Here is a 20,856-nt window from a genome sequence, read left to right on the forward strand (position 1 = left end):
GGGAGTGGATGGAAGACCAAAAGAATTGTGGGTGTTGAATCCAGCTGTCACAAACCCCGTTATCCGATGTGAAAACAAATCAACTGTGGTATTTCACGAGTTTACCAGATGGGACACCTGTGAAACTAGCAGCTGATGATGTCATTCATCTCACGACATTATCGACTGATGGGTCTGAAGGGGAACCCACCGATTCAAGTCGCAAGAGAATCGATTGGAAGCTCACAGGCAGCGCAAAAGTTCAAGGGGAAATTCTATAGGAAAGGTGCGACCCATAGTGGGTTGCTAAAAACAGCGCAACCCCTGAATAAAGAGGCAAAAGACAAGCTTCGTGATGCGTGGGAAGAAGCCAATACAGGTCTGAGTAATGCGCAGCGTATTGCGATATTAGATGCAGGTCTCGAATTTGAAAAAGTGGGTATGCCGTTAAAAGATGCCCAGTTTATTGAAGGTATGAAATTTGATAAAGGTGAAATCGCAAATATTTTTAACATTCCCTTGCACATGATTAATGAATTAGATCGTGCGACATTCTCCAATATTGAACAACAAGCACTGGATTTTATTCAAAATACACTTAGCCCGATTCTCATTCAGTATGAAGAGGAATTTTCTTATAAAGTCTTTTCTTTTGGTGAACAAAAACGATATTATCTCAAGTTTAACTTAACCAGTCTTTTACGAGCGGACCAGAAATCTAGAGCGGAGTTCTATAACATTATGTTAGATAGAGGTGTATTTTCTATTAATAAAGTTTTAGAACTTGAAGATATGGATGGTATTGGTGAATTAGGTGATAAGAGCCGAGTCGATTTAAATCATGTATCTATTGAAATTGCAGATGAATACCAATTAGCGAAAGCTAGTGGAGGTTCGTCGCTGAAAAGAGGTGAGGGCAATTAAAGACGTGTTTACTATTAAAAATCAAACGGATTCTTCAACGGACCTATTTATCTATGGTGACATCATAAATAATACAGGTTGGAAATGGGATGACTCTGACATTATGCCCGATGATGTAAAAAACATTTTGGGGCAATTGGATGATAAAAGTAACCTGAACATCTATGTAAATAGCGGTGGGGGTTCAGTATTCGCTGGCTTAGCTATTTATAATATGTTAAAGCGCAATAAAGCCCAAAAAACTGTTTATGTGGATGGTGTTGCAGCTTCCATCGCTTCTGTAATCGCCCTAGCTGGTGATCGTGTTGTTGTCCCTTCTAACGCATTTTTAATGATTCATAGGCCTTGGACCTATGCAGCTGGAAATGCAATTGATTTCCGAAAGGCAGCAGAAGATTTGGATAACATTGAGTCTGGAATCATGAATGTATACAAGGAAAACTTAAAAGAAGGCATTGGAATTGAAGAAATTCAACAATTAGTAGATGCTGAGACCTGGTTAAGTGGTGAACAAGCTGAAAAATACTTCAACATCGAAGTTGTGGAAGCAAAAGAAGTCGCAGCATGTATGAGTGATTATTTTGATAAATATCAAAAAACACCTAATAAAGTAGTAGCAAAGGCTCCTTCTATTCCAAAGAAGGATAATAATGAACAATTAAAAATACAAAATGCACTAGACCTTTTAGAAATATAGGTCTATTTTTTGTGCCAAAACAAGGAGGAAATACCGAATGGATAAACAGGAACAAGAATTACGTCAGAGGGTTGCTGATTTAAAAGCTAAGGCTGAAGAGTTAAACAATAGCGGGAAAGTAGAAGATGCAAGAGCTAAAATTGAAGAATTAAAAGATGCAAAAAATGAATTCGATAATTATTTGGCTATGAAGGGCATTGAAGTTCCTGAACCTGTAAATTCACAAACAGGGGCTTTACCTCCAGCACCAGTTAAAAATGAAGATTCATCGTACAAAGAAGTATTTATGAAAGCTATTCGTGGTCAAAGTTTAAGCTCTGAAGAAGCAATCATCATGCAAGAATATAAGGCAGCACTATCTGAGAATAAAGGTGAAGATGGTGGATACATTGTTCCAGAAGATATCACAACTACAATTAATCAGTTAAAACAAACAACAGATAGCTTAGAACAATATGTAAATGTACAACCTGTTTCAACAAACAAAGGATCTCGTACATTAGAAAAACGTGCAGCATCTACACCATTTGCACCACTATCTGAGTATGGAAATCCAAATGCAATGCAAGAGATTACTTCTCCGAAATTTGACCGTATACCTTACGCAATTGATGATTATGCAGGTTTCTTACCAGTACCAAATGATTTATTAAGTGATACAGATCAAGCTTTAGAAAATTATTTACGTAGTTGGATTGCGAAGAAATCAATTGCGACTCGAAATTATTTGATTTTACAAGAGATTAATAAGCTTACAAAAGTTGATTTAAAGGACTATAACGGACTAAAGAAAACATTGAATGTAACTTTAGATCCAGCTTTTGCAGTAGTAGCAAATATTATCACAAACCAAGATGGATTTAACTACTTAGATCAATTAGAGGATAAAAATGGTCGTCCGCTACTTCAACCAGACCCAACAAATCCAACGCGAAAACTTTTCGCTGGTAAGCCAGTAATTGTCTTATCAAACAAAACAATTGCTACAGATAAAGATGGTAAAGCACCATTTATCGTTGGTGATTTGAAAGAAGCAGTTGTGTTATGGGATAGACAACAATTATCTATCGATATGACGAAAGAAGGCGGAAACGCTTGGAGAAGCAATACAACTGAATTCCGAGCAATTGAACGTGAAGACGTTACATTATGGGATGCAGAAGCGGTTGTGTATGGGCAAATTACAGTTGTGGCGAAAACAGGAGCTTAATGATATAGGAGGTGTCCTTCTTGGTACTGAAATTAGAGGAAGCTAAAGAGTATCTTCGTGTGGATGGCGATGAGGAGGACTCCCTCATTTCATCCTTTATAACAGCAGCTGAAATATATATTAAGAATGCAACAGGTAAAACTGTAGATGTAAAGAGTGAGCTTGCTAAACTAGCGGCTCGTATCTTAATTTCTCATTGGTATGAAAACCGTGAAGTGGTTGGAAAAGCTGAACAATTAGCATTCAGTTTGCAGTCAATATTAGTTCAATTGCAATATTGCGGTGGTGATTCAAATGAATCCGGGTGATTTAGATAAACGTCTTGTATTTCAAATAAAAGATGAAGATGCAAAGAGCCCGGATGGTGAGCCAATAGATGGTTATAAAGATTCTTTCGCTGTATGGGGTTCTTTCATTTTTTTAAAGGGAAGAAAGTACTTTGAAGCAGCCTCAGCCAACAGTGAAGTACAGGGTGAAACAGAAATCCGATTCCGTGCTGATGTGAATGCTGATATGAAAATTAAGTATAAGAACACGATTTATGACATTGTTTCAGTGATTTCAACTGAAAGACACATGTTATCAATTATGTGGAAGCGTGGTGGTATGAATGGGTAATGGTGTTGATTTTTTAGGATTTGACCGTCTCATTTCTGAATTAGAGCAAATGGGTCTACGTGGAGAAAAGATTGAAGATAAAGCCCTTGCAGCGGGTGGGGAACTGATTCGAAAAGCTATTTCAGAAATAGCTCCAAGGAGTGATAGCCCTAAAAAATCAACGAAAAGCGAATCGTGGCGTACAGGACAACATTTGGCTGATAATATACGAGTTACAAAAGCGAAAATGGAAGGCGGCATAAAAACTATTAAGATTGGAATAGACAAAGCGGATCGTTCTCCATATTTCTATGGGAAGTTCGTAGAATGGGGAACATCTAAAATGCCAGCTCAACCATTTATAGAACCAGGATTTAATTCTTCAAAAGAAGCTGCGGTTCGTGCTATGACAGACATTTTGAAGAACGAAATGAGGCTGAATTTATGATAAATCTACGCCCTGAAATTTTGCAAGCTCTTGAAAATAATCAGGAGCTTGTTTCTTTGTTAGGGGGAAAGCGAGTCTATTATCGTAAAGCCAAGCATGCAGAAGAATTTCCACGTATTACATTCTTCGAATTAGACAATAGGCCAAGTGGATTTGCGGATAATGAGGAAGGTGAAAGTGAAATCACATTTCAAATCGATATTTGGTCAAAGGTCAGTACAACAGCAATTCATCAAAAAGTGAATGCAATTATGAAAAGTATTGGTTTCTCGCGTTATGCGGTTGCTGATCTATATGAAGAGGATACACAAATTTTTCATTACGCGATGCGATTCGCGAAAGGAGTGGAGTTATAGATGGCTGGAGAGGTTATTACAATTAGTTCGACTGTTGGTGTCGATAGTCTTGTTTATGCAAAATTAACAAAAGATGATATAACAGGTGTTGCGTATGCAACGGTAAAGAAATTGGAAGGTGCAGTAAAGGTTAAAACATCTAAAAAGGTAGCTTCTGAGATTATGTGGAGCGATAACAAGAAATCAGAAATCGCTGAGTCTGACGGTGAAGTCGAGGTTGAAATTGAAGTTCGAGGACTTTCACTATCCACGAAAGCAGATATTGAAGGATATCCAGAAGTTAAGGATGGTGTATTAGACGAGAAACGAGAGGGGGAAAAACCATATGTAGCGATTGGATACCGTTTTTTAAAGGCTAACGGTAAGTATCGTTATGTTTGGTTACTTAAAGGAAAACTTTCACAAGAGGAAGAAGAAGCTGAAACGAAAAAAGACAAACCGAACTTCCAAACAACAAAACTGAAAGGATCATTCATTGAGCGTGATTTTGATGATAGACCAAAATTTACAGCTGATGCCGATGAACCTACGTTTACAAAAGTTGTAGGAGATAATTGGTTTAGTAAGGTATATGAAAAAGCCGTAACACCACCAACAGGCAAGTAGGAGGAATAAACTATGAAACTAACATTACGAATCAATAAGGAAAAGAAAACTTTTCATTTACCGGGGTTCATTCCAGCTCGTTTAATCCGTCAAGCACCTGAGCTTGCTGATATTCCAAATAATCCTGGTCCAGAGGATATGGATAAAATGGTTCAATTTGTAGTGAATGTTTTCGATGAACAATTTACATTAGATCAATATTGGGACGGTGTGGATGCTCGTAAGTTTTTATCGACAACTTCAGAGGTAATTAACACTGTTATCAATGAAACTGTGGAAGCGGCTAGTGGTACACCTGGAACTGGAGAAGAAGAAAACCCAAACGCGTAGAGGGGGGAGGGATACCGTTCAGTGAGTTTATGGACGAGCTCTACCTCTCTTTATTACGTCAAGGATATAAACATCATCATATCGATAACGAAATGGATATTTGGCATTATTTAAGGATAAATCGAAAGCATCGTGAACAAGGTAATTCAAATAGTGAAAATCAAAATTCAAATGAAATAGAAGTTCCAGCTGAAAACATTATCTAACGAGGGGGTGAGACATTGGCAAATGAAATGAATCATTTAGTAGTTAAGCTTTCCCTTGATAATGTGAATTTCCGTCAAGGTATAGCAAATTCAGGACGTGCGGTAAGGACATTACAGAATGAATTGAAATCTGTAAGTACAGGTATGGGTGGTTTCGCTAGTGCTAGTCAACAAACACAAGCGAAAATGGATACTCTAAGTAGGCTCATTGACGCGCAAAAAGAGAAAGTTAAAGCGTTACGGCAAGCATATGATCAAAATAAGGCTAAATTAGGTGAGAATGATGCAGCAACTCAGCGATACGCTTCACAAGTTAATAAAGCTGTTGCTGATTTAAATAGATTTGAAAATGAATTAAAGCAAGTAAATAAGCAAGCTGAACAAAAAGGGATGGATAAATTAAATCATTCTTTACAATCCCTACAGGCTGAATTTCAGTCTATTACAACAGGCATGGGCGGTTTTTCTCATGCAACTGAACAGACACGAGCGAAAATTGATGTTCTCACTCGTACGGTAGATAAGCAAAAAGAAAAAATTAGGGAACTTCAACAAGCCTATAATCGTGCAAAAACAGAAGAAGGTGAAGCGAGTCAGTCAGCGCAACGATATGCTGAACAAATTCATCGAGCCACAAGTGAGTTAAATCGATTCGAATCACAATTACAACAGGCAAATCATGAATTGGATCAGCAAGGAAATCGTCTATTGAACTTTGGGAATCGTATGGAGGCAATGGGAAACCACCTACAAAATGCTGGCATGCAAATCGGTATGGTATTTGGTGGTATGACGTATGCGATAGGTAGAGGTCTAAAATCAGCTGTGGAAGAATCAATGAATTTTGAACAACAGATGGCAAACATAAAAGCGGTATCTGGTGCAACTGGACAAGAAATGAGTAAACTCTCCGAATTAGCTGTTAAATATGGGGAAGACACGAAATATTCTTCTGTAGAAGCTGGAAAAGGGATTGAAGAATTAATAAAAGCCGGTGTTGGTTTAACAGACATCATCAATGGTGGATTAGAAGGGGCTTTAAACCTAGCGGCCGCTGGTGAACTAGAACTAGGAGAAGCGGCAGAAATCGCTTCAACCGCTTTGAATGCATTTAAAAGAGATGGTTTAAGTGTTACAGATGCCGCCAACTTACTTGCAGGAGCTGCTAATGCTTCAGCTACTGATGTACATGAACTGAAATATGGTTTATCAGCAACCGCAGCAGTTGCAGCAGGAGCTGGTATGACATTTAAAGATACAGCAACAGCTTTAGCGGTATTTGCACAGAATGGATTAAAAGGTTCTGATGCAGGTACTTCACTAAAAACAATGCTTATGAGGTTGAATCCTTCAACTAAAGAAGCGTATAACAAGATGGCAGATTTGGGTCTTATCACTTATAATGCGCAGGCTGGATTTGATTTCTTGGTTAAAAACGGAATCACACCAGCATCTAGAAGTGTGGGAGATATTGAAGTTGCATTAGAAAAATATGTAATGAAAACTGAAGGTGTAAAGAAATGGAATGATAAGTGTGATACTACATTCCGTGAGTTAGCAACTAGCTCCGCTTTCTTATCATCGAAATTCTATGATCAAGAGGGTCATATTCAAAGTTTAGAAAACATATCCGGAATTCTTCATGAATCCATGAAAGATTTAACAGACCAACAACGAAGTATGGCTTTAGAGACGTTATTTGGTTCAGACGCAGTTCGTGGTGCAACGATTTTGTTTAATGAAGGCTCACAAGGTGTAAATAAAATGTATACCGAGATGTCTAAAGTCACAGCTTTAGAAACAGCTGAAACGAAAATGAACACTTTGAAAGGTCGTATTGAACAGTTAAGTGGAGCATTTGACACAATGAAAAAGACAATTGGTGATGCGCTTGCCCCTGTGGTTCGTGCTTTTGTTGCTGGGTTGCAAAAGCTTGTGGATGGATTTAATGCATTGCCAGGTCCTGTACAAAAAGCTATTGCAATTACAGCAGGTATTGTTCTTGCTTTAACGGCTATTGCAACAGGTATTGGAGTGGTTCTAGCAGCAGTTGGAATGGTGGTTTCTGGGATTGGTTCTTTGGCAGTAGCAATGGGTGTAGCTACTGCAGCTACTAGTGTAACGGGCGCAGTTTTAGGGATAGTAGCCGCAGCGTTAGGACCAGTAGCAATTGCTTTAGGCGTGGTAGCAGCGGCAGTTGGTGTTGGCGTTCTAGCATACAAGGGATATCAAAAAGCAACTGAAGACAGTATTGCTTCAGTAGATCGTTTTACTACGAATACAGAAGGTAAAGTAAGTTCTTCCACAAAGAAAGTTCTTGGTGAGTATTTCAAGTTATCGGATGGTATTAGACAAAAGTTAACTGACATTAGACTAAACCATGAAGTAATAACAGAAGAACAGTCGCAAAAGCTCATTGGACAGTATGACAAATTAGCTAACACGATTATAGAAAAAACAAACGCAAGACAACAAAAAGAAATGGAAGGACTTAAAAAGTTCTTTTCTGATTCATATGTTTTAACTTCTGAAGAAGAAAACAAGAGGATGGAACAACTGAATCAACGTTACGAGCAAGAAAAACTAAAAACACAAGAAAAAGAAAATAAAATCAAAGAAATCCTACAAACAGCAGCTAGAGAAAATAGAGAGTTAACAACATCAGAACGAATTTCCTTACAGGCTTTACAAGATGAAATGGACAGAGTTGCTGTTGAACATATGTCTAAAAATCAGATGGAACAGAAAGTTATCCTGGAAAATATGCGAGTACAAGCAAGTGAAATATCGGCTAGACAAGCAGCTGAAGTTGTCCAACACAGTGCGGAGACTAGAGATAAAGTAATAGCTGATGCAAAGAAAACTCGTGATGATAAAATTGCAGAGGCTATTCGACAACGAGATGAAAATAAAACGATTAATACTGAAGAGGCAAATGCAATTATTGCTGAAGCAAAACGTCAGTATGATAGCGCAGTTTCCACAGCGAAAGATAAGCATAATGAAATTATAAGTGAAGCTAAATCCCAAGCAGGTGAACATGCGAATCAAGTTGATTGGGAAACTGGACAAGTAAAGTCGAAATATCAGGCTATGAAAGATGATGTAGTTCGAAAGATGAAAGAAACATGTTCAGATGTAACAAATTGGTGGGAAGAAACAAAAAAATCTACAAGTAGTACAGTTGAAGAAGTTAAAAATATAGTTTCAAGGAAATTTGAAGAAAAGAAAAAATCTGTTACTGATAAAATGAAAGAAATCCAAAGTGGAATTGAAGAAAAATGGGGACAAGTTGAAAAGTTTTTCAGTACTATAAATTTACGTTCCATTGGTAAATCAATTATAGAGGGGCTTGAAAATGGATTAGATGATGCAACAGGTGGCTTATATCGTAAGGCGAAAAGCATTGCAAACGATATTAAAAAAACTATTTCTGGAGCGCTTGAAATAAACAGTCCATCAAAAGTAATGATTCCAGTCGGTAGTGCGGTTCCAGAAGGTGTTGGAGTTGGTATGGATCGAGGGAAACGTTTTGTTGTGGATGCAGCAAAAAATGTAGTTGGAACCGTTAAGAAGCAAATGAGTAATATGCCATCTGTTTTTGATTTTGGATTCCAAACTTCTCATTATAGTGTTCCGAATGATGTGGTAAGTGGTTTAACGAATTATATGCAGCCTAATATTCCTAATAACTCGGCTACTAGTAAAAAGGTATTCCCAAATAGACGACCTGAAGAAAAAGAACTAAATTTTACATTGAATATGACAAACGTTTTAGATGGGAAAGAGTTAGCAGGTGGAACTTATAGGTATACCACAGAACTTCAAGATCGTGATCGACAACGAAAAGAGCAATTTTAAGGACGGTGATATTTTTGGATAAACTAAGCTTTATATTTAATAATATTCGCAAAGATTATATTCAAATGCTTGTAGGTAGGAAACGTCCTTCATGGGCTCCAATTAAAAGAAATCTTGTCAGAGTTCCTCATCGTCCAGGAGCTTTTTTTATTCATACAGAAACGGAGGAGCGTCGTATTGACGTTCCTCTTGTTATTAAAGCAAAAAAAGACATGGCGGATTTACAAAAGATAAAAGAAGATTTAGCAGACTGGTTATTCACGGAACAACCAGCTGAACTTATTTTTGATGATGAGTTAGATCGAACATATCTTGCTTTTATTGATGGTTCACTAGATTTGGATGAACTAGTGAATAGGGGGAAGGGTGTTATTACTTTCGTTTGCCCTATGCCTTATAAATTAGGAAAAGTACAGACTCAAACATTCACGCAAAATTGGTCCACAGAAATCACGTCTCATTTCACGAATAAAGGTAGTGTAGAAACACCAGCATTAATTGAAATGACTGCAAAAAAGCCAAGCGCTTTTTTAGATGTATGGTTTGGAGAATATCCACATAATCGTGATTATTTTAGAATTGGCTATCCTCTCACTGTGGAAGAAACAACAGTACAAGAACGAGAAAGAGTCATGTGGGATGAAATGACTACAGCTGTAGGATGGACTCCTGTTACTGGAGTTTTTGATGACATGAAAGGTACAGGTAGTTTTAAATCAAGGGATGGTTACGCATTGTATTGTCAAGATTACGGACAAGAGAAAGGATTCCACGGTGCAATTGCTAAGAAAAATATTCCAGGTGGACCGTTACAAGATTTTGAAATGGAGACTTGGGTGCGTTTGAAGTCCAAAAGTATTGGGGAAATGGGCCGTGTAGAGGTACTTCTTTTAGATGATACAAGTAATATCGTTACGCGAATTAACATGAATGATTTATATTGGGATGCTGAAATGACGAAAGCATACATGCGTATTGGACATGCAGGAACGCCTAACAGTATACGAAAATTAGTAGATACAAGTGGGGCACATCCTAATACATTTAATCAATTTTACGGTAGGTTACGTATTGCAAGACGTGGGAAAGAATGGTCTGTTTATGTAGCCCGTTTTAGAGATGGTACAGAAATAGATGACGCTTCACTTGTTGAACGTTGGATTGATGAAACCGGAAATCCAATGACAGAACGAAAAATTGCACAAGTAATGATTTCAATCATGAGTTGGGATGTAAATAAACCTGTTGATGTCATGCAGATTGATGACTTAAAGATTTGGAAAGTAAACAAAGTACCTTCCAATACAAAGCCTTATATTTTCGATACCGGAGACAAAATTGTTGTTGATACAGAACGAAGTCTCGTCACAATCAATGGGAAGAATGCAATCAATATAAAAGATATATTCAGTAACTTTCCAAAAGTAATACGGAGTGACAATCGAATCGATATTATGCCGCCTGATGTAAACGCAACAGTTAGTTATAGGGAGAGATATAGATGAGAACGCCTAGCGGAATTCTTCATGTGGTTGATTTTAAAACTGATCAAATTGTCTCAGCTATTCCACCGCAGGACTATTGGGGCGATAAACGTCATTGGGAAATCAAAAACAATATAGATATGCTAGATTTCACAACTTTTGATGGAACAGAACACGCAATTACATTACAACAACAAAATCTAGTTTTAAAAGAAGTCCGTGACGGAAGAATTGTACCATATGTTATCACAGAGGCCGAGAAGGATTCCGATAAACGATCTATTACCACATATGCTTCAGGTGCTTGGGTTCAAATTGCTAAGTCCGGAATTATAAATCCACAACGGATAGAGAGCAAAACGGTTAATGAATTCATTGATATGGCACTCTTGGGAATGAAGTGGAAACGTGGAAAGACTGAATACGCTGGATTCCATACCATGACCATTGATGAGTTTATCGATCCGCTTACGTTTTTAAAGAAAATCGCTTCTTTATTTGGTTTAGAAATTCAATATCGTGTAGAAATAATAGGCTCTCAAATTACCGGTTGGTATGTAGATATGGTTAAAAAGCGTGGGCATGATACAGGCAAAGAAATAGAATTAGGAAAAGATTTAATCGGTGTAACTCGTGTTGAGCACAGCCGTAATATTTGTACTGCTTTAGTTGGATTTGTAAAAGGTGAAGGCGATAAAGTAATCACTATTGAAAGCATGAATAAGGGGCTACCTTATATCGTAGATGCAGATGCGTTTCAAAGATGGAATGAACACGGACAACATAAATTCGGTTTTTATACACCAGAAACAGAAGAATTAGATATGACTCCAAAACGTTTACTGACGCTTATGGAAATAGAATTACAAAAGCGTGTCAATTCCTCCATCTCTTATGAGGTGGAAGCACAATCAATTGGTCGAATTTTCGGTTTAGAACATGAATTCATTTATGAGGGCGACACGATAAAAATTAAAGATACAGGATTCACGCCAAAATTATATCTTGAAGCGCGAGTAATAGCTGGAGACGAATCTTTTACAGACCCAACGCAGGATAAATATGAATTCGGGGATTACCGAGAGATAGTGAATCAAAATGAAGAACTACGGAAAATGTACCATCGTATCCTTAGTTCATTAGGTAATAAACAAGAAATGATCGATCAGTTAGATACATTAGTGAAAGATGCGAATGAAACCGCTAGTCATGCAAAGAAGGAGTCAGAAGCAGCAAAAACACTAGCTGAAAAAGTACAAGAGAATATAAAAAACAATACGGTTGAAATTATAGAATCCAAGAATCCACCGAAAACAGGGCTTATAGACAGAAAAACAGTATGGTTAGATATTTCTAACGGTAAGCCTGGTATGTTAAAACTTTGGAAAGATGGTATTTGGGATCCTGTTGTACCTGATATCGAATCAGTAAAAAAAGAGGTTGCTGGTCAATATAACGAAGTGAAAGAAACGCTGCAAGGCTTCTCGCGTAATATGGTTGATTTAAAACACGATCAGGGTACGATTGATAAAAAAGTTACAGCAATCGAACAAACAGCAAGCGGATTATCTGCCACAGTGGGTAATTTAAACAATATAGTAGATGCGCAAGGTAAAAAACTTACGGAAGCAAATTCTAAAGTGGAACAACAGGCAACCGCAATCGGAGCAAAAGTTGAGCTGAAACAAGTAGAAGACTATGTTGCTGGATTTCAGATACCTGAATTGAAACAAACAGTTGATACAAATAAACAAGATTTATTGGGCGAATTAGCTAATAAACTTGCAACCGCGCAATTTAATCAACAAATGACTCACATTGATAATCGCTTTATGATTACTGAAAAAGGTATTGATGCCGCAGCAAAAACAACGGAAGTATATACGAAGACGCAAGCAGATGGGCAATTTGCAAAAGATTCCTATGTAAGAGATATGGAGTCACGACTTCAGCTAACAGAAAAAGGCATTAGCATATCTGTAAAAGAAAATGATGTCATTGCAGCCTTTAATATGAGTAAAGAAAATATTAAGCTAAATGCGGCAAGAATAGATTTAGTCGGAAAAGTGAAAGCAGAGTGGTTAATGGCAGGTTTGTTAAGTGGTTGCAAAATTAGAACATCAAATACCAATAACTATGTAAGCTTAGATGACCAGTTTTTACGTCTATATGAAAGTGGTGTTCCTAGAGCGTTTCTTGGATATTATCGAAGACGAGACGGTGCAGTACAACCAACTTTCATCTTAGGAACAGATGAAAAAACTAGCGCTCCTGAAGGTGCTTTATTTATATCTCAAATGGGGACCGGATGGCCTCAAGCTAGTGCGAACATTGGTATTACTGATGACATAGTTGATAGTGAGATAAGAAAATCTGTGTTTTGGGAGCTTAACAGAAACGGAATTAGTGTTTTACACGCAAACGACTATCATGCTCTTTATGCCGGAAATGGAAACTGGCATTTCAGACGAGGAAAAAGTGGTCTATATCAATCTACATTAGCAATCGAAGATAATAGCTCAGATGCAGATGTAAGATTACCTACTATCACATTACGTAATAGCCGTGTAGCAGGATATACCGGAGTTCTCCAAGTTAAGTCGCCTGTTACTCAAAATGGATGGGGAGCTGTTCAAGGTAACTTTATGAGTCCTTCGCTACGTGAGTACAAATCTAACATCCGAGATGTATCCTTTTCTGCTTTAGAAAAAATTAGAAATGTTAGAGTAAGAGAATTTAACTATAAGAACGCGGTAAATGAGCTTTACAAAATGAGAGAAGAGAAAGATCCCAATGATCCACCAGTAACAACGCAAGATATAAAAAAGTATTATGGAGCAATTGTAGATGAATCTGATGAAGCATTTGTGGATGAAAGTGGGAAAGGGATTCACTTGTATTCATACGCATCACTTACTATAAAAGCTTTACAAGAACTTGAAGAAGTTCAAAATGAGAAAATACAAGAAAACGAGAGGAAGCATAAGGCAGAAATTACATCAATGAACAGAAAAATAGCAACATTAGAAGAGTTAGTTCAAAAATTAATTGATAAGAAACCAGAGCAACCATAAGCATAAGCTGGTCTTTTTTAATTTGTATAAAATACGGGTTGTATAACAAAAGAGGGACGAATAACTGTCTCTTTTTTTATATAGATGAGGAGGAAAGAGGATGAATCGTTCCTATGAAATTACTGTGGATATGCGAAAAGAAAACTGTATGTATGATATAGAATTTTCTCAAAATAACTTGAACACTTCAGAATTAATAATAAACATTAAGGAAGATGAAGAACCTTTTATTTTACAAGATACAGATACAATTATCGTAGCATTCAAGAAGCCAGATCAGACATTGGTGTTTCAAAGCGAAAATGTAAAGATGCTAGGTAAAACAAATGGAAAAATAAGTGTTGTATTGACCACGCAAACTCTTGTCAAAGTAGGTACGGTACAAGGGGAAATATCGATTGAACGAGAAGAATCTGGTATAAAAAAGCGAGTCAGTACCTACCCTTTCTATTTCAAGGTGAGAGATTCGTTATTGGCAGATGAAACGATTGAATCTAAAAATGAATTTCAGCTTTTTGAAAAGATTATTCAAGCTGGGAAAACATTAGAAGGAGTGGATGTAACTACAATTACAGACTTCCTTCCGAATCAACGGGATTTTATTGAATTACTTCGGAACCATAACACTCCATCGAACATGTATACACGTATTGTAGGGGACCGTACACTTGATATACTGATACCACTTCGTGGGAACAAGGTGGCCCATTACACGTTGCGTAAAGATACAAAAGATGACTATGTAAAATTAGAAGATTGTGCGATTTCTAATCTATCTGTGGTAGCGCAGAAAGTAAATGCAATCAACTATAAAGTGGATACAGGAGCCATGCAAAAGGCGAATCCACCAAACTACTACACGACTACAGTAGGTGATACATTCACATTTACATTTGATGGAACGGGTTTTGACTTTCAACATTTCACTGATAATCGTGGTGGACTATGGGAGTTCAAGGTAGATGGTACGGTAGTAAAAACAATAAGTACACACATTAACGATGTTCCAACGAACGAATTAAAAGTGAATTATGGAACCCGTTCAGTTGTACGGGGTTTAGCAAAAGGAACACATACGGTCGTAGCAACTTTCAAAGGTGACGATCCAGCTAATCCACCGACAGGTGGTGCGAACACTTCTCGAGGATGGGTAAAAAATGATACTGGCTATGCACAAGCAGCGGAAGCACATAAGACAGCTTTTATTTATGATGACCTTTTGAATCCAGTTAAAGAAGTGGATTTACTTGTTCCTTTCAGTAATAAAGAATTCGCATTTCGTATGAAACCAAACGACTCATCTGTAAACGCTGAATGGATACCAGAGCATAGTGCGGCAACAGTTTTCAAAGGTAGTCAAAAGCTTTATATAGATGATAAAGAAATAAATTCTTGGACAGCAGATGCAACTGTAAAAGAAGCGCAAATTGTGAGAGTTGTTCAATTGATGAAAGGATTCCATCCTTCCGATCTAACGAATGCATTATGTGAGATTTATTCTGTTCATACTGTTACGAATCAAGGTGTGACGTTTGATATAAAAGTAAAATGGTTACAAGATACTTTCATAGAAGATGGTTATATAGCAATGCTTCCGGGGAGCCGTCCATTTGTAGAGAAATTGGTGGATGCGACAGGTAAATCATTGGATACAGTAGCTACTGATAATAGCTTTAATGACGTTGTAAATGGTGAGAAAATTACGAGCTATGCGATGTTAAATACTTCTGGAACAGATTATGTAGTGGCAATGAAAATTAATAATGTGAACACGACTTTACGTAAAGGACAAGAAGGGGGAAGGAAGCCGCTCGTATGGCTACAGCATAGGGATGCTACCTTACAAAAGTTATATCCACAAGTGTATAAAAACTGTGTGGTAAAGGCGAATGATACCCATCAATTTAGTGCAACATACTTTGTTGGTGAACTACCACTCGCAGCGCAGTTATTGATATAAAACTTAATAAAATACGGCTTTTGTATGGAAAAGTCTGCGATACATTCACCATGAATAAGGTTGTCTCATATTATATAAAGATTGCTTTATTGAGATTTACAAGAAGGATGTGAATGCATTGGAAGACATATATGTAAAAATTGATAGCTTAAAAGCAGAGCAAAAAGAAATCATGCGAGATATAAGGAGCTTAGAGACGCGTACAATGATAAATGAAAAAGATATTTCAACGATTAATCAGCAATTAGAGAAAATTAGCATGAATACAACTTGGATTTTACGAATTATTATTAGCACAATCATTATGTCAATTTTAGGTTTGATATTAAGAGGGATGATTTAAAATCCTAAAATAAAAGTACTTATTGAAAGAGGGACAAGTGTCTCTCTTTTTTTAGTGTGCCAGGCATGGCAACTATCTAGGTGGTGAAAGTCCACTGTGGGGGTACACATCAATCAACCACTAGAGAAGCGCAAGGTATTTACCGTGAGGTAAGGGCTGAAGGAAGCGTGTATCGAAATCTTGGCTCGACGAACAGAAACCTGATACGAAGGCCCGATAAGCGGATAAGATTCCTAGACAAATCAAAGTCCAAAAGATGTGCGTAACCTTATCGGGTAAATTAGGCGAGTAAAAGAGGAAAGATAGTTGCCTTACCCTGGGAGATCTCGCGGACGATTGAGGAGACCCCTATTAAGAAAGTCGGTCGAAAAAGGTTTATCGTGAGAAGTCAGCTGAAGCCATAGTAGTGGTAAATCCACGAAGGGCTGAACAATTTATAGTGTTTCTCCACCACGAATGCCTGGAAGATACATTTCAGAATGTGTTAATGAGGAAAGTATGAGCGTATCTCAAAGGATAATCAAAAGAGAAATGTTTTCTGATACATGAATGGAAAAGAAGAAACGAGTGCGGTCCCTGAAAGGACCTAAAGGCAAAAAGGATTTCTTTTGTCCTAGGATACTATCTGAAGGTACACACTGTAATATAAATTGAACCGCCGTATACGGAACCGTACGTACGGTGGTGTGAGAGGGGCGAAAATAAATTATTTTATTTTCCCTCTACTCGATTATAGATGAGGAGTATTGATAGAGGGAGGTAAAAGGATGACAATCGAACTTGGCGTACTGATTGCAGTACTATCACTCGCAATCAGCTATTTTGGCTATGCACTGAATAAGTCCAAGTCCATCAAAGTAGATGGACAACAGAGTGCAGAAGTAAAAGCAGAACTGGGATATATCAGAAAAGGAGTGGATGATATTCGCATTGATTTAAAAGCAAGTGAAAAACAGATGGTCGCACTGGGGGAACGTGTGACAAGAGTAGAAGAAAGTACCAAACAAGCGCATAAACGCTTGGATACAATCGAAAAGGAGACGGATTAGACATGACAAAAGAAAACATCCAAAAGCGATTGCAAAACTGGAAAACATGGGTGGCACTCGCCTCTCTCCTGGGATTCATTTGTGCGAAGACTGGGTTACTGGAGACAAAAAGTTTTATTGATGAGGTATTACCCTATATTTTCACACTTGGTGTCGCCTTAGGAATCTGGAGTGATCACGAAGGCACAGTACAAACAGACAAATAAAAAACAAAGAGGACGCATCACTAATCGGTGGTGCGTTTTTCTATGGGAGGAGAAACAAACATGAAACGATTACTAGGGATAATTGCAATGTTATGTATGGTGTTTTCACTTTCGGTAAGCGCGTTTGCAGATAGGGTACTTCTGATACCTGATTTGCCGAAAACGCCATACAGGGGCGGTGTAGGGGCGTATGAAGGAGTGGTTGCCCACAGTACGGCAACACCGGAAGCGCCAGCCATTAACATTCAACGTTATGAAACTCGTACATGGAGAAACGCATTTGTTCACTATGCAGTCGATTGGAATGAAATTATTCAAATCGCATCTACAGATTATATTGCTTATGGTGCAGGGCCAGCAGCAAATAAACGATTTGTACATGTGGAGTTGTGTGAAACAGCCGATTACGCCAAGTTTAAACGTAGTTATGAGAAGTATGTGAGATTACTTGCGAAAATCTTAAAAGATAACAAATTACCTGTAGAGAAAGGATTGTGGACACATAACGATGTGAGAAAGTATTTGGGTGGTACAGATCATGAAGACCCGATTGATTATTTGCGTAGCCATGGTGTATCCGAATCTCAGTTTAGAAGTGATGTGCAGCGGACTTATCATAATGATGGAAGAATGGAAACAACAGGTGGAAGTAGCCCAGTCGTCCACACACAAGGCATTGCCTATATCCTTGGGAACAACGTAAACTTGCGAAAAGGACCAGGAACAAATTATGGCGTAATTCGTCAGCTAAGCAAGCCTGAATCTTATATTGTGTGGACGGAAAAGGACGGATGGTTAAATCTTGGTGGTGACCAATGGATAAAATATAATCCAGCGTACATCAGGTTGGAAATCAAATGGAAGGAAAGCGTGTCATTGCCAAAGTAGCTAACCTTCGGTTCTACCATTCTCCTTCCTGGCAGGATGAAGAGGTAGCGGGTACGTTGGATATAGGGGAAGGATTTACAATTGATGAAAAGGTAATTGTGGACGGCTCATCGCAATTTAAGGTGCACAATTCGAGGGGAGACACATATTATATTACTGCTGGAAATAGTTAGTCCAGTCTGTCAGTTCATTCTAAATTAGGGGAGTTGGATATACCGTATAAACGCAACGATTTTTTATGCAATATGTTATCGATTCACTAAAATTTTTGCATGTTAAAACATTGAATAGACCTCTTCGAGAATTAAAGCTTTCATGGTAATATAGTGTAAAAAAATAAAAAAGAGGTTTTTATGAATATTTACGAAAAAAGTCACAAACTCTCCGATTCAGAGTTCAAGCGTCTCATTGGCGTGCAAAGAGAAACCTTTGAAGAAATGTTACAAATTCTTCGCAAAACGTATGCCTATATCCATCAAAGCCGCGGAAGAAAAAGCAAACTTTCGCTGGAAGAGATGCTCTTCGTTACTTTGAAATATCTCCGCCAGTATCCGACCATGAAGGAACTTGCTTTTGAGTATAATGTAGCAGAGAGCACGATTCATCGTACCATTACTTGGGTGGAAGATACACTCATCCGCAGTCGAAAATTCACTTTACCAAGCAGAAAAGCACTGTTTCAATCAAATTCTTCCATAGATTACGTCCTTGTGGACGTGACGGAGAGTCCGATTGAGCGTCCCAAAAAAAACAAAAAGACTACTACTCAGGTAAGAAAAAATATCACACCATCAAAACACAAATTCTCTTGAATCAGAAAACGAAAGAAATTCTTGGTATTACGCAAGGAAAAGGGCATATACACGACTTTCGTTTGTTCAAAGAAAGCATGGGACATGCCATTCATAGGAAAATCACGTTGCTTGCAGATAGTGGCTATCAAGGAATACAAAAGATCCATGCCAAGAGTCGCATTCCCAAAAAGTCATCGAAGAAACGTCCTCTAACTAGAGTAGAAAAACGATAGAATCGAGCACTGTCCATCGAGCGTATTTTGATTGAAAATATCAATGCAAAGATCAAGGTTTTCAAAATTTTTTCACAGAAATATCGTAATCGTAGAAAACGTCATCAGTTGCGCATGTCTCTTGTTTGTGGGATTTATAACTTTGAACTCTGATATTGCAATATTAATTATCGAAGAGGTCTAATAGATAAAATACGATTTGAAAGGAGCACTCATGCCAAATATAATTCAAAATAGTTCGTTTGAAACCGGAACATTGCCTCCATGGGTTGGTAGCAATGCGGTGGTAACAAATCTATGTTCACATACTGGTTCTTTTTCAGCTAGATTAACAGGTGGAAATGTAACGTCTTATATCGCCCAATTTGTACCTGTAACAGCAGGATCTACCTTTGAGTTTTTTGTATCATTAGCTAAGGTTGGAGTAGGAATCGCAGCTCCCGTTCAACTACAAGTCATTTTTTTAGATAGTTTGTTTAACTCACTTGGAAATGGTCTATTCATTAATATACTCGTAGATGGACTTCCGACCTGCGATGCTGATACATGGTTAACCGTGTATCAAGCTGTCACTGCGGCTCCTGTAGGAACCACACAAGCTTTTGTCCTTATTAATAGTTTACCACAAGTAGAAATGGTAGACCTATTAATAGATGATGTAGAACTTATTACTACTCCAACGGGAGTAACGGGTCCAACGGGTCCAACGGGTCCAACGGGAATAACAGGACCTGTTGGAGCAATACAAACGACAAACTTATTGTACTTTACTTTTTCGGATGGACAAAAACTCGTATATACAAATGCTGACGGTTTATCTCAATATGGAACAACACAGATATTGTCAGTAAGTGATGTTTCCTACATTAATTTGTTTATAAATGGAATTCTTCAACCACAACCTGTATATCAAGTTGCAACGGGGCAGTTAACATTGTTAGTACCTGAGGCCCCAGTACAGGGAGCCTCAATTATTCTACAGTTTATTATTATTAATTAAAAAGGACAGATTTCTTTATTAAGAAATCTGTCCAAAAGTAAAAAAACGTGGATTAAGTTATGATAAATTCAACAGTAACTGGAATTCCTGGATCTAATGCATCTCCATCTGGAATTGTGATTGCGCCAGTTGCACCCGTAGTAACAGTAGAGTCTCCTCCCGATTGAAGTACACCATTCAGATAGAAATTATAATAAGTGAAGGTTGGAAATGCTGTAGCTGCTGTACCAGCATCATTTAGACAAGCTGTAGCAGCAATCGCAAACGCAGCTCCTGTACCTGTACCTGCACCTAGGGTAGAAGTAAACCTTCTGGAAACTACATACGGTGGTATAAGTGCCATTTTTCATCACTCCTGAGTTTTTATTAGGACAATTTGATGAAACCTTGTCCTGTATTGTATTCTATGAAATTCTTTAATATTAGAAACGGCTTATGGACTAGTATATAAGTACAATTTATCATATAGGTATATTGATGTTAAGCGAGATAATATGAAGTGACCGCCTAGATTATCAAGTCAGGGATTTTAACCCATAATAATGAGTGAGAACAAACATTATTATGGGGTTTGCACCTTATGACAATAGGAGGCCACTATGGAAAATATA

At 37.8% G+C, this 20,856-nt stretch carries 18 protein-coding genes and 3 pseudogenes; 20 read left to right on the plus strand and 1 reads right to left on the minus strand.

The window, feature by feature from the left end; genetic code table 11:
• The 20 genes and pseudogenes from I6L50_RS10285 to I6L50_RS10380 form a co-directional block, all read left to right on the plus strand.
• Positions 1-903: pseudogene (locus I6L50_RS10285) on the plus strand (phage portal protein); the annotation flags it as partial.
• Positions 890-1,600 (plus strand): head maturation protease, ClpP-related, encoded by a 711-nt coding sequence (locus I6L50_RS10290; protein ID WP_219299833.1) that lies wholly within the window; start codon positions 890-892, stop codon positions 1,598-1,600. The pseudogene I6L50_RS10285 and the gene I6L50_RS10290, both read left to right, overlap by 14 nt.
• 37 nt (positions 1,601-1,637) lie before the next feature.
• Positions 1,638-2,810: a phage major capsid protein gene (locus I6L50_RS10295; protein ID WP_219299831.1), complete on the plus strand. Its 1,173-nt coding sequence runs from the start codon at positions 1,638-1,640 to the stop codon at positions 2,808-2,810.
• Between the two features lie 20 nt (positions 2,811-2,830).
• Positions 2,831-3,118 carry a head-tail connector protein gene (locus tag I6L50_RS10300; protein WP_219299829.1) on the plus strand — a complete coding sequence of 96 codons (288 nt, stop codon included), beginning with the start codon at positions 2,831-2,833 and terminating at the stop codon, positions 3,116-3,118.
• Positions 3,105-3,428: a phage head closure protein gene (locus I6L50_RS10305; RefSeq protein ID WP_219299827.1), complete on the plus strand. Its 324-nt coding sequence runs from the start codon at positions 3,105-3,107 to the stop codon at positions 3,426-3,428. The genes I6L50_RS10300 and I6L50_RS10305 overlap by 14 nt, the downstream gene beginning before the upstream one ends.
• The gene (locus I6L50_RS10310; protein WP_219299825.1) at positions 3,421-3,855 is read left to right on the plus strand and encodes an HK97-gp10 family putative phage morphogenesis protein; all 435 of its coding nucleotides are present in this window, start codon (positions 3,421-3,423) and stop codon (positions 3,853-3,855) included. Before I6L50_RS10305 ends, I6L50_RS10310 begins: the two co-directional genes overlap by 8 nt.
• Positions 3,852-4,211 (plus strand): tail completion protein gp17, encoded by a 360-nt coding sequence (gene gp17 / locus I6L50_RS10315; protein WP_219299823.1) that lies wholly within the window; start codon positions 3,852-3,854, stop codon positions 4,209-4,211. Before I6L50_RS10310 ends, gp17 begins: the two co-directional genes overlap by 4 nt.
• On the plus strand, positions 4,212-4,817 hold the full coding sequence (locus tag I6L50_RS10320) for a major tail protein (RefSeq protein WP_219299821.1): 606 nt from the start codon (positions 4,212-4,214) through the stop codon (positions 4,815-4,817).
• Positions 4,818-4,829: 12 nt separating this feature from the next.
• Complete coding sequence (gene gpG, locus I6L50_RS10325) at positions 4,830-5,147, plus strand: phage tail assembly chaperone G (protein WP_219299819.1); 318 nt, start codon at positions 4,830-4,832, stop codon at positions 5,145-5,147.
• A gap of 29 nt (positions 5,148-5,176) precedes the next feature.
• The gene (locus I6L50_RS10330; RefSeq protein WP_219299817.1) at positions 5,177-5,353 is read left to right on the plus strand and encodes a hypothetical protein; all 177 of its coding nucleotides are present in this window, start codon (positions 5,177-5,179) and stop codon (positions 5,351-5,353) included.
• Between the two features lie 15 nt (positions 5,354-5,368).
• On the plus strand, positions 5,369-9,214 hold the full coding sequence (locus tag I6L50_RS10335; RefSeq protein WP_219301270.1) for a phage tail tape measure protein: 3,846 nt from the start codon (positions 5,369-5,371) through the stop codon (positions 9,212-9,214).
• A 14-nt stretch (positions 9,215-9,228) separates the two neighbouring features.
• The gene (locus tag I6L50_RS10340) at positions 9,229-10,719 is read left to right on the plus strand and encodes a distal tail protein Dit (protein WP_219301271.1); all 1,491 of its coding nucleotides are present in this window, start codon (positions 9,229-9,231) and stop codon (positions 10,717-10,719) included.
• Positions 10,716-13,772: a phage tail spike protein gene (locus I6L50_RS10345; protein WP_219301313.1), complete on the plus strand. Its 3,057-nt coding sequence runs from the start codon at positions 10,716-10,718 to the stop codon at positions 13,770-13,772. The genes I6L50_RS10340 and I6L50_RS10345 overlap by 4 nt, the downstream gene beginning before the upstream one ends.
• A 100-nt stretch (positions 13,773-13,872) precedes the next feature.
• Positions 13,873-15,732, plus strand: coding sequence for a BppU family phage baseplate upper protein (locus I6L50_RS10350; RefSeq protein WP_219301314.1), 1,860 nt, complete (start codon positions 13,873-13,875; stop codon positions 15,730-15,732).
• A 118-nt stretch (positions 15,733-15,850) separates the two neighbouring features.
• Entirely contained in the window at positions 15,851-16,075 is a 225-nt protein-coding gene (locus tag I6L50_RS10355) for a hypothetical protein (protein WP_219301315.1), read from the plus strand.
• 767 nt (positions 16,076-16,842) lie between these two features.
• Positions 16,843-17,124: a hypothetical protein gene (locus I6L50_RS10360; RefSeq protein ID WP_219301316.1), complete on the plus strand. Its 282-nt coding sequence runs from the start codon at positions 16,843-16,845 to the stop codon at positions 17,122-17,124.
• Between the two features lie 2 nt (positions 17,125-17,126).
• On the plus strand, positions 17,127-17,330 hold the full coding sequence (locus I6L50_RS10365) for a hypothetical protein (RefSeq protein ID WP_219301317.1): 204 nt from the start codon (positions 17,127-17,129) through the stop codon (positions 17,328-17,330).
• A gap of 60 nt (positions 17,331-17,390) precedes the next feature.
• Positions 17,391-18,391, plus strand: a pseudogene (locus I6L50_RS10370) (N-acetylmuramoyl-L-alanine amidase).
• Positions 18,392-18,571: 180 nt separating this feature from the next.
• Positions 18,572-19,398: pseudogene (locus I6L50_RS10375) on the plus strand (IS5 family transposase).
• A 61-nt stretch (positions 19,399-19,459) separates the two neighbouring features.
• A complete protein-coding gene (locus I6L50_RS10380) occupies positions 19,460-20,245 on the plus strand; it encodes an NTTRR-F1 domain (RefSeq protein WP_219301318.1) in 786 nt (261 codons plus the stop codon).
• 52 nt (positions 20,246-20,297) lie between these two features.
• On the opposite strand, the gene I6L50_RS10385 is transcribed toward I6L50_RS10380, so the two are convergent.
• The gene (locus tag I6L50_RS10385; RefSeq protein WP_219301319.1) at positions 20,298-20,588 is read right to left on the minus strand and encodes a DUF4183 domain-containing protein; all 291 of its coding nucleotides are present in this window, start codon (positions 20,586-20,588) and stop codon (positions 20,298-20,300) included.
• Positions 20,589-20,856 lie beyond the last annotated feature (268 nt).

Origin of the sequence: Bacillus sp. FDAARGOS_1420 (genome assembly GCF_019344915.1) — a bacterium.
Lineage (GTDB): Bacteria > Bacillota > Bacilli > Bacillales > Bacillaceae_G > Bacillus_A > Bacillus_A mycoides.